The 17058-nt window shown below is 56.1% G+C and carries 13 protein-coding genes and 2 pseudogenes; 9 read left to right on the plus strand and 6 right to left on the minus strand.

Annotated elements, in window-relative coordinates; translation table 11 throughout:
* The first annotated feature begins 260 nt into the window (after nt 1-260).
* Nucleotides 261-530, plus strand: a pseudogene (locus PS14A_RS13325) (DUF2790 domain-containing protein).
* A gap of 90 nt (nt 531-620) precedes the next feature.
* Nucleotides 621-1019, plus strand: a complete 399-nt coding sequence (locus tag PS14A_RS13330; RefSeq protein ID WP_212616426.1) for a hypothetical protein — start codon at nt 621-623, stop codon at nt 1017-1019.
* On the opposite strand, the gene PS14A_RS13335 is transcribed toward PS14A_RS13330, so the two are convergent.
* Nucleotides 1016-1285 carry a DUF1652 domain-containing protein gene (locus PS14A_RS13335; RefSeq protein WP_212616427.1) on the minus strand — a complete coding sequence of 90 codons (270 nt, stop codon included), beginning with the start codon at nt 1283-1285 and terminating at the stop codon, nt 1016-1018. The two genes, PS14A_RS13330 and PS14A_RS13335, sit on opposite strands and share 4 nt — an antisense overlap.
* A 369-nt stretch (nt 1286-1654) precedes the next feature.
* On the opposite strand from PS14A_RS13335, the gene eco reads away from it, so the two are divergent.
* Nucleotides 1655-2140, plus strand: coding sequence for a serine protease inhibitor ecotin (eco, locus tag PS14A_RS13340; RefSeq protein ID WP_212616428.1), 486 nt, complete (start codon nt 1655-1657; stop codon nt 2138-2140).
* Between the two features lie 36 nt (nt 2141-2176).
* Here eco and ilvA read toward each other — a convergent pair.
* A pseudogene (gene ilvA / locus PS14A_RS13345) lies at nt 2177-3166 on the minus strand (threonine ammonia-lyase, biosynthetic); the annotation flags it as partial.
* 285 nt (nt 3167-3451) lie between these two features.
* On the opposite strand from ilvA, the gene PS14A_RS13350 reads away from it, so the two are divergent.
* The gene (locus tag PS14A_RS13350) at nt 3452-3619 is read left to right on the plus strand and encodes a hypothetical protein (protein WP_178083737.1); all 168 of its coding nucleotides are present in this window, start codon (nt 3452-3454) and stop codon (nt 3617-3619) included.
* A 50-nt stretch (nt 3620-3669) separates the two neighbouring features.
* The gene (gene pncA, locus PS14A_RS13355) at nt 3670-4296 is read left to right on the plus strand and encodes a bifunctional nicotinamidase/pyrazinamidase (RefSeq protein WP_212616430.1); all 627 of its coding nucleotides are present in this window, start codon (nt 3670-3672) and stop codon (nt 4294-4296) included.
* Between the two features lie 5 nt (nt 4297-4301).
* Here pncA and PS14A_RS13360 read toward each other — a convergent pair whose 3' ends face one another.
* Nucleotides 4302-5603, minus strand: a complete 1302-nt coding sequence (locus PS14A_RS13360; protein ID WP_212616431.1) for an ATP-binding protein — start codon at nt 5601-5603, stop codon at nt 4302-4304.
* A 4-nt stretch (nt 5604-5607) separates the two neighbouring features.
* On the minus strand, nt 5608-6309 hold the full coding sequence (locus tag PS14A_RS13365) for a response regulator transcription factor (RefSeq protein WP_016774890.1): 702 nt from the start codon (nt 6307-6309) through the stop codon (nt 5608-5610).
* A gap of 253 nt (nt 6310-6562) precedes the next feature.
* On the opposite strand from PS14A_RS13365, the gene PS14A_RS13370 reads away from it, so the two are divergent.
* The 4 genes from PS14A_RS13370 (at nt 6563) to PS14A_RS13385 (ending at nt 12425) form a co-directional block, all read left to right on the plus strand.
* A complete protein-coding gene (locus PS14A_RS13370) occupies nt 6563-7720 on the plus strand; it encodes an efflux RND transporter periplasmic adaptor subunit (protein ID WP_212616432.1) in 1158 nt (385 codons plus the stop codon).
* Nucleotides 7721-7735: 15 nt separating this feature from the next.
* Nucleotides 7736-10834, plus strand: a complete 3099-nt coding sequence (locus tag PS14A_RS13375) for an efflux RND transporter permease subunit (protein WP_130912205.1) — start codon at nt 7736-7738, stop codon at nt 10832-10834.
* A 162-nt stretch (nt 10835-10996) separates the two neighbouring features.
* Nucleotides 10997-11638, plus strand: a complete 642-nt coding sequence (locus PS14A_RS13380) for a DUF1345 domain-containing protein (RefSeq protein ID WP_130912206.1) — start codon at nt 10997-10999, stop codon at nt 11636-11638.
* 313 nt (nt 11639-11951) lie between these two features.
* The gene (locus PS14A_RS13385; protein ID WP_130912207.1) at nt 11952-12425 is read left to right on the plus strand and encodes a hypothetical protein; all 474 of its coding nucleotides are present in this window, start codon (nt 11952-11954) and stop codon (nt 12423-12425) included.
* A gap of 55 nt (nt 12426-12480) precedes the next feature.
* Here the strand turns inward: PS14A_RS13385 and PS14A_RS13390 are convergent, their stop codons facing one another.
* Nucleotides 12481-14835, minus strand: coding sequence for an autotransporter outer membrane beta-barrel domain-containing protein (locus PS14A_RS13390; RefSeq protein ID WP_212616433.1), 2355 nt, complete (start codon nt 14833-14835; stop codon nt 12481-12483).
* 222 nt (nt 14836-15057) lie between these two features.
* Nucleotides 15058-17046, minus strand: a complete 1989-nt coding sequence (locus PS14A_RS13395; RefSeq protein ID WP_212616434.1) for a hypothetical protein — start codon at nt 17044-17046, stop codon at nt 15058-15060.
* Nucleotides 17047-17058: the final 12 nt, after the last annotated feature.

A 17058-nucleotide genomic window follows, 5' to 3' on the forward strand; every position in this document is an offset into this window, starting at 1 on the left:
GTACAGCCTTATCATTAATTTTTTCGAGCACGTCAAAGCCCGTACCCTAATGATTCATATCGCAAACGACAAATGCCCGAGGCAAGGGAAAAGCAACCGTAAATAACTCAGCTCATGTTCACATCGGTTAACTCAGCCTTAACGCCACAGTCAGAGACTCCATATCACCGCACACCCTCAGCTCTCCCCCGCTGACGCCCAGTGCGGCAGGCTCGCCCGGCTTCGTGCCGGGCGCCTACCCGCAACGCTGGAGTCCTCTCATGGACATTCGTCCCCTCCTGCTCACCGCCACCCTCGCCTGCTGCTCATACGCCGCACTGGCCCAAGCCAACGACACCTCCGCCACATCGAATCAAACACCCTACCAATACGGCATGCCACTCCACGTGGCGAAGGTGCTTTCGCTAACCGAGCCGCCGACCCTCTAGTGCAAAGTCATCACCGCCGACATGAAATACATCGACAACACCGGCAAGCCCGCACAAATCAGCTACAGGAAATTATCTGACGCTTGCAGTCAACAGAACTGACAGACGCTTCTGATTTTCCGGTTGGCCATAGGCGTGGGGTGGTTTCGGCGGGTATGCTCGGGGCCTTCCCTACTGCCGCAAGGATTGGCCATGCAGTTGTCGTTCCGCACGTTGTCGAGCTTCACTTCAATCCTGTGTTTTCTGCTGGCGCTGGTCTGGGGATTTTTTCCAGAGGTGTTGCTGGCGATCTGGAGTATTGGCTATTCGGAGGGCACGGGCGTAGTCGCAAGGCGCAGCGCGGTGCTGTTTGCGGCGTTGGGGGTGATGTTTTATTTGCTGCGCAATGCTCCGCCGTCAGCGGCACGCAGTGCACTGAGCAATGGTTTTATCGTCGGCTGTTTCGGTTTGGCGGCGTTGGGTTTTGGCGAATGGCTCAATGGTCATGCCGGCCCCGGGATCTTGCTCGCGGTGCTGGTCGAGTTCGCGCTGGGCCTTGGTTTCGTGAAGGCCCGGCGCGTGACGGTCGAACTGGGTGAAACGGTGGGTTAAACGGCTCGAGAACGAGCGCTGTTTTGATGTGTCGTGGTTTGTTGCGCGAGATCGGAACGCAGCCCTGCGACCAGGTTGTTGATTTCACGGCAGCTGTTCAAGCGGCTGGCATCGATGCCACTGACGTAGAGATCGGCTTGGTCGGTTCGATGGTCGCCAAACACTTTGACCGACATCGACAAGTCGGGTGACAGCGTGCACTGGCAGCGTTTCGGCAGGAAGCTGCTTTCAATGATATTGCGTAATTCCAAGGCAGATAAAAACATGGCGAACCCTCTCCTTTCTGTGCGATTGCCAATCAAGTATTCACGCTGACCCTTTGCTGCGCCTTCACGGGTGTGCCCCCGCTGTTTCCTTGGTGCAGCAAGTGGTGGTACTGCGAAATGCCCATTGGAGTGTAGGCGCCCAAATCCGGTGCGCCTTACCGAAAGAACGCATAAAACGTGCCTTTGATCGGTTCGTTTTGCTTCTTTCAAAATCAAGCACTTGGAAAAGTGGCCAGTATCCTGCTATTTGCAAAATGCATGAACCGACCACCTGTCCCCTGCAATCTGCAATCTCCGGCTGAATTTGCTTTCGACGACCATGACGGCAAGAATGTCTCCCAATGCAATTCAACCCGCACGGAGGCTTCCATGAATTCCTTGAGTATTTGCGCGATCACCGGCCTGTTAATCGCCAACCTTTCCACCCTCGCCCACGCCGCCAAACTCGAAGACGTCGCGCCGTATCCCAAAGCCGAAGCCGGGTTTACCCGTCAAGTCATCCATCTGCCCAAACAAGAGCAGGAAGAGAATTTCCAGGTTGAAATTCTCGCCGGCAAAACTCTGGAAGTAGATTGCAACCGTCAACGTCTGGGCGGTGTTCTCGATGAAAAGAATCTGCAAGGCTGGGGCTATCCGTTCTATCGCCTGGAAAAGGTCATCGGCCCAATGAGCACGATGATGGCCTGCCCGCCTGGCAGTCAGAAAAAGCGCGCTTTCGTTCCGGTCGTCGGCGACGGCTTCATGTTGCGTTACAACAGCAAATTGCCGGTTGTGGTGTACGCGCCGTCAGACGTCGAAGTGCGTTATCGCATCTGGTCGGCGTCGGACAAAGACGGCACCGCCCTGCAGGAATAACCCGAGCGCTTGTTACGCCGGCACGCCGCAAGCAGCGGCGCGCTCGGCGACATGGCGCAGGCTGTCGAAGTTGATGTTGGCCCCGGAGTCGATGGCGACGAATGTCTGATCGCGAACCCCACTGCGCGCCACGTACTGCTTGATCCCCGCCACGGCCAGAGCACCTGAAGGTTCAGTGATCGAACGTGTATCGTCGTAGATATTCTTGATCGCGGCGCAGAGCTCGTCATTGCTGACCGTGATTACCTCATCTACACAAAAACGGCAAACCTCAAAGCCATACGCGCCGATCTGCGCCACCGCTACGCCATCGGCAAAGGTACCGACGCTTGGTAGAACCACCCGCTCGTCCGCGCGCAAAGCGGCTTGCAGACAGGCCGAATGTTCGGATTCGACGCCGATGATCCGCACTTCCGGGCGCAGGTATTTGACGTAGGCCGCGATTCCGGCGATCAAGCCTCCGCCGCCGACCGGGATAAAGATCGCATCCAGCGCGCCTTGATGCTGGCGCAGTATTTCCATCGCCACGGTGCCTTGTCCGGCGATCACGTCAGGATCATCGAACGGTGAAACGAACGTGCGTCCGCTCTGCTCGGCCAAATGCAACGCGTGGGCCAGAGCAAACGGGAAACTCTCGCCATGCAGCAGTGCTTCGGCACCGCGACTGCGCACGCCGAGAACTTTGAGCTCAGGGGTGGTAGACGGCATGACGATCGTCGCGCAGATGCCCAACTCCCGTGCCGCCAGCGCTACACCCTGCGCGTGATTACCCGCCGACGCAGTGATCACTCCCCGCGCTCGCTGCTCATCGCTCAGTTGCACGAGTTTGTTGTAAGCACCACGGATCTTGAAAGAGAACGTCGGTTGCAGATCTTCGCGCTTGAGCAGGACCCGATTGCCCAGTGCTTGCGACAATGCCGGCGCAGGCTGCAACGGGGTACGCACCGCAATGTCGTACACCGGCGCGGCCAGGATTTTCTTTACGTAGTGCTCAAGCAGGGCTTGCTGGTCGGGGCTGTGCGGCATGGTCGTCTCCTGACATTTTTCAGAACCCCGGAGACAGAAAGTAAAAACCCGCCTCTAGGGCGGGTTGGGTGCTGCAGTCGTGAGCTAGCCCGCCAAATGAGGAATGGCGGTAATAATGCTTGGCTGGCAGCGCGATACGGTGAAAGTCATGGGCTGGAAATTAGCCTGCCGACAGATGACAAGTCAATGGCCGCTGCAGAACTTTGAATCTTGCACAGAACGGAACCGTCACTGCAAAGGAGAACAACAACTTTCGCTCCAAGCCGATGAAAGTGGAGATCAACCATGAACATTCGCCAAGCGCTGTTCGCTGTACCGCTGCTGGCCGCCGTCCTGTCCAGCCCTGCTGTTTTCGCCGTCGATGAAAGCGACGCCGTCAAGAAACCCGAATGCCCGAAAGGCCAGGTCTGGGACAGTAAAACCCAGCAATGCGTGTTGCAGACCAGCGGCTGAACACAGCCCTGCTAAACTGGCAGAGGTTTTATTCCAAGGAGGATCGCCCTTTGCCAATTTCATCTCGCACTGCCTTGCTGGTCATCGATGTTCAGAACGACTTCATTCCCGGCGGCCAGTTACCGGTGCCTGAAGGTGACCGGATTGTGCCGCTGATCAACCGGCTCGCGCGTCAGTTCAGGCAAGTCGTTATTGCTCAGGACTGGCATCCCAGCGGGCATGTTTCGTTCGCATCCAGCCATCCGGGCCGGCAGCCCCACGACGTCATCGAGTTACCGTACGGCGCACAAACGTTGTGGCCGGATCATTGTGTGCAAGCCAGTGCCGGCGCCGCATTCCACCCGGAACTGGATTTGCCACACGCGCAATTGGTCATCCGCAAAGGCTGCAATCCCGACATCGACAGCTACTCGGCCTTTCTTGAAGCGGACCGACGCACCACTACGGGTCTTGCGGGTTATCTTAAAGAACGCGGCATCGACACCGTGTACATGGTCGGCCTGGCCTTGGATTTTTGTGTGATGTTTTCGGCGCTGGATGCGCGCGCGGCAGGCTTCAATGCCTTTGTAGTGATGGATGCTTGCCGAGCGATTGATCTGGACGGTTCGCTGGCAGCCGCGACTACCCGGATGCAAGAGGCCGGCGTCGGCCTGATTCAGTCATCCGATATCCGTTAGACGTGTCAGGCGGTCGCAGGCAGCCATAATCTGAACCGCGCACCACCCAATGGCGAATCCTCAACTGTCAAAGTGCCGCCCTGCGCTTCCAGCGCTCGGCGGCTGATCGCCAGACCGAGGCCGAAACCACCCGTCGCGCGATCACGGCTGCGGTCGAGCCGGTAGAACGGTTCGAAAACCCGCTCGCGCTCATCGTCGGGAATGCCGATGCCATCATCATCGACCCAGATCTCACACCCGCCGGCAATGACTTGTACGCCAATCTGAATGCGCTTTTCGCAATAGCGCATGGCATTGCGCAACAGGTTCTGGATAGCCCGGGCGGTCAGACGCGGATCCAGCGCAAAGCGTTCGAGCTGACCGTGCAACAGAACATCAATGACGATCTCCGGCGATTCCAGTTCTTCGTCGACACTACCGAGAATGCTGTCGATGAACTCGTCCAGCGACACCTCGATGCGCTCGGGCGATTGCGCGGGATTCTGCAAGCGGCTGTAGGAAAGCAACTCCAGCACCAGTTCATCCAGTTCACGAATATGCGCGACCAGGCTCTGCAAGCGCTCGCGACTGGCGGCTGGCAAGTCTTCGGACAACGCCAAGGCCAGGCCGAAATCCAGACGCGTCAACGGCGTACGCAGTTCATGGGAAACAGCGTTAAGCAGGTCGCGCTGCTGGTTGAGCAGGTTCTCGATATCGCCGGCCATGGTGTCGAACACGTTGGCGAGGCTGCCGATGTTCGAACTCGGGGCGATTCTGGTTCGCTCGCTCAAATGCCCCTTGCCGAAGCGTTCGGCAGTGCCCTTCAGACGTTCAAGATCGCGCCAGTGCGGACGCAGCCAAAGCAACAGGCAGCCGAGCAACATGGCGCCGATCAGCACATTGATGCTCCAGTACAACAGATCGACGTCGACCGGATCCGGCGGCACAACCATGCGCACGGCCATGTCCGCATTCAGCGGCGTCACCGCCAATGTTCGCCATCCCCAATCACCGATGCGCACCACGTTTTCACCACGGTGCAGACGTTCCTGCTCGATGGGAGTGAACACCGGGTCGTCGATTGGCGTCAGGACGATGTGCAGGGGCTGGAATTCCTTGTCCATAGCCGCCGCAATCGCCGGCCATTGCTCTTGCGGCGCAGCATGAAACTGCTTGGTGATCAGCGATTGCAGACCTCGGGAAAAGTCCAGGTTGTAGGTGACGAAGCGATCCCGGAAGGCCATGACCACCAGATCAGGCACCAGGTAGATCGCCGCGCTATAGGAGACGATCGTCACCAGATACAGGCGAAACAGGATACGAAACATCAGCTCAGCATTCCCATTCGGAGCGGCTGAACAGATAGCCCTTGCCCCACACGGTCTTGATCTTGCGCGCCTCGCCGGCGTGATCATCGAATTTGCGCCGCAGCTTGGAAATCGCCACATCCACCGAGCGATCGGTGCCATTGAATTCAATACCGCGCAGCCGCTGAAGGATCTGATCGCGACTCAGCACTTCGCCGGCGTGCCGGGCCAGCACCACCAGCAAATTGTATTCGCCGCTGGACAGCTCAACCGCTTGATCACGCCAGGTCACGGTGCGCTCGGACAGGTCAATGCACAGATTGCCCATGACGATCCGATCATTTACCGCCAAAGGCTCGCCGAGGCTGCTGCGCCGCAACAAGGTACGCACCCGCGCCAGCAGCACTCGTGGCTCGCAGGGTTTGGTGACGTAGTCGTCAGCGCCCATTTCCAGGCCCAGCACCTGATCATGACTGTCATCGCGGGCCGTGAGCATGAGGATCGGCAGTGTCGCCGAATCGGCCCGCAGCAAGCGGCACACCTGCAAGCCGTCGAGGCCCGGCAGCATGAGGTCGAGGATCACCAGATCCGGCGGACTGATCCGCGCCCGTTCGCGCACATGGTCGCCACGGCCGATGACGCTGACGGAATAACCGTTGCGCTCCAGGTAGCTGGAAATCAGTTCGGCGAGGGCGGTGTCGTCTTCGACCAGCAGGATATTGGGCATGGGGTGTTCCAGAAAATGCTGGGGCGACAGTCAGGACTCATTCGCTCGCACATTGAAATGCGATCTCCTGTGGGAGCGAGCCTGCTCGCGAAAGCGATCGAACTGTCGCAATAAATTTCAAGGTTTGCAGGATATACGCCCTCGCGCACCACCGAGCAAAACCCTTACACAATTTCACACAGCAACTACAAAGCTTCACCGCTAACCTCCCCGTCTGGCCGTAGGATGCGGCCTTCAATATTGGGGGTTGTACATGTCTGGAAAACTGCTGGCCGGGCTCGGCCTGATCGCATTGGCACTGACACTGAGCGCCTGTGATTCGTCATCGAATGCCGAAGAGCAGGCGCCGCCGGCCACGGTGCGCATCGAGACCATCAAAACCCAGCCATTGTCGATCAGCAGCGAACTGAGTGGCCGCATCGCCGCACCACGGATTGCCGAAGTGCGTGCACGGGTGGCTGGCGTAGTGTTGCAGCGCACCTATCGCGAAGGCAGCGACGTGAAAAAAGGCGATGTGCTGTTCCGCATCGATCCGGCGCCGTTCAAGGCCGATCTGGACAGTGCCGAAGCAGCGTTGCGCAAAGCCGAGGCCAACGCCTTTCAGGCGAAACTGCAAGAACAACGCTATGCGCAGTTGATCGATGACAAGGCCATCAGCGGCCAGGATTACGACAACGCCCGCGCCGCCGCCCGGCAAACGGCAGCTGATGTTGCCGCCAGCAAGGCAGCACTTGAACGAGCGAAACTCAACCTCGGTTATGCCACCGTCACCGCGCCGATTTCCGGGCGTATCGGTCGCGCGCTGGTCACCGAGGGTGCGCTGGTCGGACAGAACGAAACCACGCCACTGGCACTGATCCAGCAGGTCAACCCGATCCATGCCGACCTGACCCAGTCGACCCGCGAGCTCAATGAATTGCGTCGCGCATTTCGCTCCGGGCAGTTGCAGGAAGTCGGTCAGGATCAGGTCAAGGCCACGCTGATTCAGGATGACGGCAGCCTGTATCCATTTCCCGGCAAGCTGCTGTTCAGCGACATCACCGTTGATCCAGGCACTGGCCAGATCATCCTGCGCAGTGAATTCCCCAATCCGGATCTCGACCTGCTGCCGGGCAGTTTCATCCGCGTACGCCTTGAGCAGGCAACCATCCAGAACGGTATCACCGTGCCGCAACGCGCGGTGCAGCGTGACAGTGCCGGCATTGCCCAAGTGCTGACCGTCGATGAGCAGATGCGCGTGGCGCAGCAACCGGTGCAACTGGGTGCGGTGCAGAACAATCGGTGGATCGTCACCGGTGGCCTGAAGCCCGGCGACCGCATTGTCATCGAAGGCCTGCAACACACCCGTCCCGGGGAAAAAGTACAGATCGACGAAACCCCTCTTCCACTTGCCCAGACCGCTGGTCAGTAAGCAGGACGCTTCTATATGCCGCAGTTCTTTATTGACCGCCCCGTGTTTGCCTGGGTGGTCGCCCTGTTCATCCTGTTGGCCGGAGCGCTGGCCATTCCGCAGTTGCCGGTCGCGCAGTACCCGGACGTCGCACCGCCGCAGATCGAAATCTATGCCGTCTACCCAGGCGCCTCGGCGCAGACCGTCGATGAAAGCGTGGTCAGCCTGATCGAGGAGGAACTCAACGGCGCCGATCACCTGCTCTACTTCGAATCGCAGAGCAGCCTGGGCAGCGCGACGATCAAGGCAACTTTCCAGCCGGGCACCAACCCCGAGCTGGCGCAGGTCGATGTACAAAACCGCCTGAAGGTGGTCGAGTCGCGTCTGCCGCAAGCGGTCAATCAGCAGGGTTTGCAGGTGGAAAAGGTCTCTTCCGGTTTCCTCTTGCTGATTACCCTGACCTCCAGCGACGGCAAGCTCGATGACGTGGCGCTCAGCGATTATCTGGCGCGCAACGTGATGAACGAGATCAAGCGCCTGGACGGTGTCGGCAAGGCTCAGTTGTATGGTGCCGAGCGGGCCATGCGCATCTGGATCGATCCGCAGAAGCTGATCGCCTTCAACCTGACGCCGGCCGATGTCAACGAGGCCATCGTTGCGCAGAACGCCCAGGTTTCCGCCGGTAGCATCGGCGATCTGCCGTCGCCTTCGACGCAGGAAATCACTGCGACGATTCTGGTCAAGGGCCAATTGTCGACGCCGCAGGAATTCGCCGACATCGTGCTCAAGGCCAATCGCGATGGCTCCACGGTGCGCATCGGTGATGTAGCGCGAGTGGAGATCGGCAGTCAGGAATATCAATTCGGCACGCGCCTCAACGGCAAGCCGTCCACCGCCGTCGGCGTGCAGCTCTCTCCGGGTGCCAACGCGCTGAACACCGCGACGCTGGTGCGGGCGAAGATGGATGAACTGGCACGCTACTTCCCGGCCGGCGTGGAGTACAAGATTCCTTACGACACTTCGCCCTTCGTCAAAGTCTCGATCACCAAAGTGATTTACACCCTAGGCGAAGCGATGCTGCTGGTGTTTGCGGTGATGTTCCTGTTCCTGCAGAACGTGCGCTACACGCTGATCCCGACGCTGGTGGTGCCAGTGGCGCTGATGGGCACGTTCGCGACCATGCTCGCGCTGGGCTTCTCGATCAACGTGCTGACCATGTTCGGCATGGTGCTCGCCATCGGCATTCTGGTGGATGACGCCATCGTCGTGGTAGAGAACGTCGAGAGGATCATGGCCACCGAGGGCCTGTCGCCCAAGGAAGCCACGCGCAAGGCGATGACGCAGATCACTGGGGCGATCATCGGCATAACGCTGGTGTTGGTCGCGGTGTTTATTCCGATGGCGTTCATGCAGGGCTCGGTCGGCGTGATCTACCAACAGTTCTCGCTGTCCATGGCCACCTCGATTCTGTTCTCGGCGTTTCTCGCCCTGACGTTGACGCCGGCGTTGTGCGCAACATTGCTCAAGCCTGTCGCCAAGGGTGAGCATCACGAGAAGTCCGGATTTTTCGGCTGGTTCAATCGTCGCTTTGAACAACTGACCGACCGCTATCAGGGTTGGGTCGGCTACGCGCTCAAGCGCACTGGTCGTTATCTGTTGATCTACGTCGTGCTGCTGATTGGGCTCGGGTTTTGTTTTGCGCGCCTGCCCTCTTCGTTTCTGCCCACAGAAGATCAGGGTTACACCATTACCGATATCCAGCTGCCACCAGGCGCAACGAAGAACCGTACCGTACAAGTAGCCGAACAGCTCGAAGCGCACAACGCCGGTGAGCCGGGAATCAGTGACAGCGTAGTGATCCTGGGTTTCAGTTTCTCCGGTAGCGGGCAGAATGCGGCGCTGGCGTTTTCGACGCTCAAGGATTGGTCGGAACGTGGCAGTGACGATGCTGCCAGCTCGATTGCCGATCGCGCCAATGCTGCGTTGAGTCAGATCAAGGACGCCATGGCGTTCTCGGTGCTGCCGCCGCCGGTGGATGGTCTCGGCACTTCCAGCGGTTTCGAGTTCCGATTGCAGGATCGCGCAGGCCTCGGTCACGCGACGCTGATGCAGGCGCGCACCGAACTTCTGGCCGCCGCCGAGAAAAGTCCGGTGCTTATGAACGTGCGCGAAAGTGCTCTGGCCGAAGCGCCGCAAGTGCAGCTGGTTGTAGACCGCAAGAAGGCCAATGCCCTGGGTGTATCGTTTGCCGAAATCGGCAGCGTGCTGTCCACTTCGGTGGGTTCCAGCTACATCAACGATTTCCCGAATCAGGGCCGCATGCAGCGCGTCGTCGTGCAAGCCGAAGGCGACCAGCGCAGCCAGGTGGACGACTTGCTGAAAATGCACGTGCGCAACAACACCGGGAACATGGTGCCGCTGTCCGCATTCGTCCAGGCCAACTGGATTCAAGGCCCGGCGCAGTTGACTCGTTACAACGGCTATCCGGCGATTGCCATCTCTGGCGAACCGTCGGCGGGGCACAGCACCGGCGAAGCGATGGCGGAAATCGAGCGACTGGTAGCGCTGGGGCCGAAAGGTCTGGGCCAGGAATGGACCGGTCTGTCGTTGCAGGAACGCCTGTCAGGCAATCAGGCGCCGATGTTGCTCGGTTTGTCGCTACTGGTGGTGTTTCTGTGTCTGGCGGCGCTGTATGAGAGCTGGTCGATTCCGACGTCGGTGCTGCTCGTTGTCCCGCTGGGTGTGCTCGGCGCGGTGCTGGCGGTGACAATGCGCGGGATGCCTAACGACGTGTTCTTCAAGGTTGGTCTCATCACCATCATCGGACTGTCGGCGAAGAACGCGATCCTCATTATCGAATTTGCCAAGAGCCTGTATGACGAAGGTCACGACCTGATCGATGCAACGTTGCAGGCTGCTCGCTTGCGCTTGCGGCCAATCGTGATGACTTCGCTGGCGTTCATTCTTGGCGTGGTGCCGCTCGCGATTGCCACTGGCGCAAGCTCGGCGAGTCAGCAAGCGATCGGCACCGGCGTAATTGGCGGGATGATCACTGCCACGCTGGCGGTGATCTTCGTCCCAGTCTTTTTCGTCGTCGTCATCAAACTCGTACAACGCTTCACCAAACCCCACTGATCCAAATGTAGGAGCTGTCGAGTGCAACGAGGCTGCGATCTTTTGATCTTGAAAAGCTAAAGTCGAAAGATCGTCCGATCGCGGCCCGAGCCTTCGGCAGCTATTACAAAAGCCGGATCGTCTGCGCTATGGTGCGCTGACAGTTCACCAACGTGAGTCCCCATGCGCTTGCTCTCCCGCACCCACCCTCGCCTTTCCGTTGCCGCCGTGCTCGGCCTCGCCACCGGCCTGCTGGTCCCGGCCGACTCCATCGTCAGCAAAATCCTCATCGGCTGGAACGCCGGTGTCTGGACTTACCTGATCCTGATGTTCTGGCTGACCGTGCGCGCCAAGGCACCGGACGTCAAACGCATCGCTGAAGTCGAAGACGAAAATGCCGGGTTGGTACTGTTCGTGGTGTGCATCGCCGCACTGGCCAGTCTGGCGACCATTACCTTCGAGCTTGCCGGCAGCAAGGATCTGGAAACCACGCGCAAACTCATGCATTACGGTTTTACCGCGCTGACGATAATCGGTTCGTGGCTGCTGATCGGGGTGATTTTCTGCGTGCACTACGCGAGGTTGTATTACACCTGGGATGGCAAAGAACCGGCGTTGCGCTTTGCCGAAGGGCTGACCACGCCCAACTATTGGGACTTCCTGTACTTCTCCTTCACCATCGGCGTGGCGGTACAGACAGCGGATGTCGGCGTGGCGACTCGGGATATCCGGAAAATCGTGCTGGCGCAGTCGTTGATCGGGTTTGTGTTCAACACCGCGATTTTGGGGTTTTCGATTAATATTGCGGCAGGGTTGTTTGGCTGAAACTCAGCGAATCTCCGAAACTGCAGAAATATAGTCGATTGGTTGTCTTTACTCAGGCGGCATTCGCTATCGCTGTTGCGTAATTGGATATTCAGGGAAATAACAGACATCAAGGATGTCTGTGTATGCGTTGATGCATCGCCATTCTGCAATCCATCAACGTTCCTGACAAATCATAAAAAACGCATTCTGTAAACTGTGAAGTCTGACAGTTTACAGACTCATCTAATCGCGCTCTGATGCAGTTCCCGTGGCTCGATTTGAATGCTGATCCGCTGGACCCACTTGCGACTTCAATGATGGAGACAAACTCATGAGTACAGCACGGAAACTGCGTACACCTATTACGAAGTACTCCCCTCTCGATAATAGCTTCAGCGCATCTATCGACAAATCGGAGCCTATTGATTTTCAGGCGACGTTTAAAAAGGTTATCTATCCACAGGAGGGGGAACCTCCTCGCTGGACGATTGAGGCACGTTATCGTGACTCGACAACCAACCAGATCCAGAGCATCAGGATTATTTTTCTGAAGACTCCGGAAAATAACAAACCGGTCCTTGCAAATGAAAATCTGCGAATTCTCTACAGCAATACCGCAGAAGATCCACCTTCTGAGTACTCTACAAGCGCTGCGACAACGGCAATAGATTTTGATTCGGCGGCTGGTTCAGTGAGTGGCAATATCAGCGCAACTGTCAGTGACGGCTTGGAAACACCAAAGACTCATGAACTAACTATCGCTTTCAACTTGATCGCAGAGAATTGGGTAAAACGTATTAAATGACATTTGCAAGACAATAAGAAGGAGGCTTTCGCCTCCTTTTTTATAAGATATGCATTTAGAACGCAATGCTGAAGCCAGCGCTCACATTATAATCCTGACTGACCGTCTTGCTTTGACTCGACCCCGCTTCGGCAAAAATCTGTACTCCGTTCGGCAAAGCCCAATTGACACCACCAGCGAGCTCCATACTGGTTGTCGACGTGTCGTTATTGAAGCGGCTCTCGTTGACATTGACCTCATTGGACTTAATGAACTCATGGCCCATCGCTACACGAACTCTCGGCTGAATTTTCTGGCCATTGCCCAAATCGATCTGGCTACCCACATACATCCCCCCCTTGGTAACAAGGGTTCGTGTAAGTTGACTGTCGACCTCAAGCCCATTGTCCAGAGAGTAATGCTTACCAGAGATCACCGCGGCATTGACTTGAACAAACGGGGCCAGAAACAGATCAGCGGTCAAATCATATTGCTTACCCACTTCCAGCGATCCACTTAAACCATACGTGTTGTAGTCACCTTTGCTGCGTTCGCCATCGCTCATGCTGACATTCAACTTGTTGTCGAAGCTGTTGATCTTCACGATTGCATCGATGTAGAAACCGGACTGGGCATCAAACTTTGTCAGGTAGCCACCTACCGAATAGCTATCGACCGTGCCAGTACTACCATGTTTCAAATCGAGATCGGTTTTGCCATAGCCAACCATCGCCCCCACTAACCATTCGCTCTCCGCCAGACGGGTATCGGCTCCAATAACCAGCCCCTGTTGAGTCTGGCTATAACCATCACCGTATCCGTTCTGCACGCTGTAACGATTGCCATAGGTGCGCATCCAGAAGCCGCCGGCCCTGCCCGTCAACCGACGATCGCCCATTCGCGTATTGAGCAGCGTACGCTCCGCATCAATCACTGTAGGTGCAGTATTGGCGATGGCCAATACAGAGCGGGTACTGGTGCTGATTTGCGTATCAGGTCGAAGAAACCAGCCGTCGCCTTCCTCGAACAACTTGTAGATGAAAGCGCCTGCGTCTACCGAGCCGTTGTTCAACGCAAACTTCGCATCACCACTGGCCACCTTGACCAACTGAATCGGCTCGTCACTCGTGGGTTTGCTGCCAGTCGCTGTCACTGACAGCTGATAGTTGCCGTCTGCGCGGTTGGTGACATTGAGGAAATCCGTCTGTTGACTGCCAAAATCCGTGGCCATTTTTATTACGCCATTGCCAGACAAATTTTCGACATCCAGCTTGTAGAAGGTCTGCCCCGGAGCGAAATCGAGCGTGCCACCTGCCATTTCCAGATTGCCGACTTGATTGTTACCGGCCAGAACCCAGGCAGAATCATTAAGGGTAAAGCTCGTTACATTCTCGACATTCCCGGTAAACGTCGAACCGCTTTCGACTCTCACGCTTGAGCCATCCACTGCATTTCCTTTGAATAGCCCGTGAAACGCACTGTTGTTGCTGAGCTTTAATGCAGAGACATTCAATAGATCACCGGTTAAGGAAGCACTTTGATCCAACGAAACACTCACTGCACTGCCTGGCTGGACAGTGACATTGCCGTTCAGCTGGCTATTCGCGACACTGAAATCAACAGACGTACCTCCCGCGACTTCCAGAATCGAACCGTTACCCCCTGAAAGAGTAGAACCATTCAGCACTTGTATGACCAACGGCCCCAACGGATTGAGACCCAGGTCAGCGACAATCGCCGCGCCGGTTTTTCCTTCAATGCTCGACTTGTCCAATACCAGCTGGCTGAGTAGTTCATCCGAACCATCCAGCCCATAAATCACGCCGTTAAGATCACCGATTACCTTCGAGTTGGCACTCAAATTAGCAGAACCACCAGACAGTGACAAACCAAAGCTATCGCTACCAGTTCCCTCGACAGTGCTGTTACTCATGTCAAGGACACTATAAGAGGTCAAAAACGCCCCGCCCGCGGCTCCCTGAACAGTGCTGTCCTGCAAGTGAACAACCGAGCCAGTTTGGGTGCCCTGCTCCCGGACAGCCTGCAAACCAATAGCCAAACCTGATATCGTGGAACTCTCGATGTTTGCTGAGCTGTTAACCAGCGACAGCGTGATGGAGCCGCTTGTACCAGATATCGTCGCGCCATTCAGATTGACTAGAGTTCCCTCTGTAGCCTCTATTTCTCGGGTTTTGCCCGCGTTGACATTCAACGTCCCGCCGAAAGTAGAAATATCGTGAGTCTCTGCTCCGTTGACAGTCAAGGTAGAACCTGTACCGAAACTCCAGCTCTCGATCGGGGATGCGGGCGTAAGGGTTTCACTTTCACCAGGATTGAGTACTCGTGCTTGCGCGGCAGAGGAACAGAAAAATATCAAGATCAAACCGGGCGACCACTTTCTGATAATTCTATGCTTGCTAAACGTCGACATAAGAGTTCACCGAACTTACCGAATATAAAGAATCGGCTCGACAACTCCCTATCAGAATGCCCAACCGAAGGGCGGCAAGATTATCGTCACACACGCACATTCGATGTAGGAAAAGTCTGATATGGTGAGGGTTTTATCCTCCTGAGGTGTCGGAAATTTTAACGCAACGATTCCCGCCACGACGTACAACCTGCTGTCGTGGCGGGAAACAACTAAAACGCTTTACTGATCCTCGCAGTACTCACCTTTCGGATTGACCAGGTATATCGGGCTATCGAACTCCACCGACGGATATTCCGTCGCGTTGATCTCCACCGTGTACCAGATCTTCCAATACCCACGGTAATCGCCGGGTGGAACGGGAATCGGATCAGGAGGTGGCACCGGAATATTTCTGATGTTTGGGTCATATGGCGTAATTGTCATATCGAATCCGGCAGCGCCTTCCCCTCCGGTTATTGGGTGTGGCGCAGACTCGAATGCTGTATTCGGAGACTCCTCAGTCATCGCCGCATCGCGATACCCTTGGGCGTAGAGAATCACAGTTCTACCGTCCAGCAGATGAGTTGCATTGCCTGGAATACCAACTTTCAGTCCGAAACCAGCTTCTGTGAGATCCTCACAATAAATAGTCGTGCCAGACTCTCGCGCAACGACTGGTGGATCCAGCTCAACCACAATCGCGTTATTGGTGACATCGGTAATCGGAGACGGATTTTCATTGACCCCACCGATATCGGATACGAAATATCGAAGTTTCTTGTTGATCCCCAGTCCACCAGCACTAATAACAGACCACGGCAGGGTCATTGTTACACTGATATCCCCATCAGTCAGGAATTCAGGTCCGAAACGCACCCCCTCATACTCGCCGTGAATTTGTTGTCCAGTCTTCACCGGTTTGTCGACGTCCGTCCAGAGCTGGATAGTCACCGTGTGATCTTTGTCATAGTCCGCAGGTTCCAGGATGTCTGGTACTGCGGTACTCGTGATGTGTGGCTCTTCCAATAAATCATTGGGAGGAACAGGGTCAGTGGGGTTGACGGGACCTGGATAGTAGATATTTACACCAATTTCAAGCTCGGACTCACTGATGACTTCGGTGCCGCGCAAGAGAGTTGCAACAATAGTTACCGGCTTGTCCGTCGTGATATCCGCATCACCATCGTAGTACTCAGTGAAAATATCAGTAAAGGGCACTGGCACCGATAATGGGTCGTTAGTCCCGAATGCAAACTCGCCAAGGTTTTGGCCGCCCCACTCTACTCTGACTTCATCATCATCCAGTATATTATCTACTCTCCTCAACTTTACGGTGGTATTGGCTGAATCTTTAAGATCAATCAACTTATCAGTTTCCGCCAGATCAACAATAGGCGTTTCAAGCACTGGCAGTGGCGCAAACAGTACTTTCACTCCGGCGGCGAACGACAAATTACTGACATTCCCCACTTCATCAGTAATCGTGTAGTACGCATAGACAGCCAGAGGGTCAAGCAACCTGAACTTGTTGATACTGACATTAATAAGTGCTGCCGCAGGCCCCTCATAAATCGGTTCCTCCGTATTACTTGCAGAATAGACCCTGCTTATCCAAAAACGCAGAATGTCACCCGGCAAAGGATTTTGATAGTTATGGGTAAAATTAATAACAGCGTTTGGTGAGTTGCGCTCGATAAAATCTTCGTCGATCAGATTGCCAGGCGATAGGATAGGCAGCCTGCCAATTGTCGGACGAGCTTTCGCGCCACCCGGCACGGCTTGATAAGGCGCACGCCTGTCAATGATGATTGTTGTAATATCTGAGGAATATGGATTACCGGCCGGTTGCGGTTCTACACGGTATTGAAGTTCCCACGTGGTCGGTGTTTCGGGCGGATTGACCTCCAACAACAGATCCGAGTCAATGGAGATTTCATACTCTGAAGGTCTTCCATCAACAGCTTCAGCGTCGAAAGAGTTAACGATTGTCCATGCCGTAGTGCCTGCTTGGCGAATGCGCGTCACCACTTTGTCGTTAGGCATATCGATAGGCCATCTTGGCAACTTTACTGGGAGTTTTGCACCCGGCAAGAGTTTGTTTGCATATACACGTCGGTCCGCGGGGCTAATGATGTCGTCCACCACAGGCGGCGGGCCGGCCAAAGGCACATTCATTCTGCTCTCGACTGCCAACCGATCAACTTCGGAAAGCTCTTGCTTAGCATTCATTTGATTTTCTCC

It is taken from the genome of Pseudomonas sp. 14A (genome assembly GCF_018132745.1).
Taxonomy (GTDB): Bacteria; Pseudomonadota; Gammaproteobacteria; order Pseudomonadales; family Pseudomonadaceae; genus Aquipseudomonas; species Aquipseudomonas mercuritolerans.